This window comes from Micromonospora sp. SYSU B005 (assembly GCF_055362685.1).
Genome location: NZ_JAXCFU010000071.1, coordinates 1 through 510, shown reverse-complemented (window position 1 = coordinate 510; position 510 = coordinate 1). Strand labels below are relative to the sequence as shown.

Here is a 510-nt window from a genome sequence, read left to right as displayed (position 1 = left end):
GTGCCGACCGGATCGTCGACCACACCACCACCGCGCTCACCGACGCCGTGGCGGGCGAACGGTTCGACGTGGTGCTGAACCTGGCGCCCATCACTCCCGAACAGGGCGCCGAGCTCGTGGATCTGGTCGCCGACGGCGGCGCCTTCGTGAGCACCACCGCTCCGGGCCCGGAGCAGCCCGGACGCGGCATCCGCACGGTACGGGTGTTCGCCCGCAGCGACGCCGCCCAACTCGCCCAGCTGGTGGCCCGCGTCGACGCCGGTGACCTGCGCATCGACGTCAGTCAGCGGCGGGCCCTGCGCGAGTTGGCCGCCGTGCACGACGAGTCCGAGGCCGGCCGGCTGGCCGGCAAGACCGTCCTCATTCCGTGAGTCACCCGCCCCCTTCGCGGGGCGTCTGCCACGACCCACTCCCTGCACGGAGGACAGATCACGATGACGACCGCATTCGAACCCGTCAGCCTCGCCGGCACCAAGCTGAGCAACCGGATCGCGATGGCGCCGATGACCC

The 510-nt window shown here is 72.0% G+C and carries 1 protein-coding gene; it reads left to right on the top strand.

Annotated features, from left to right (window positions below):
* Positions 1-371: zinc-binding dehydrogenase (locus SM452_RS30420; RefSeq protein WP_463841229.1), on the top strand; the 371-nt coding region annotated here is incomplete at its 5' end.
* Positions 372-510: the final 139 nt, after the last annotated feature.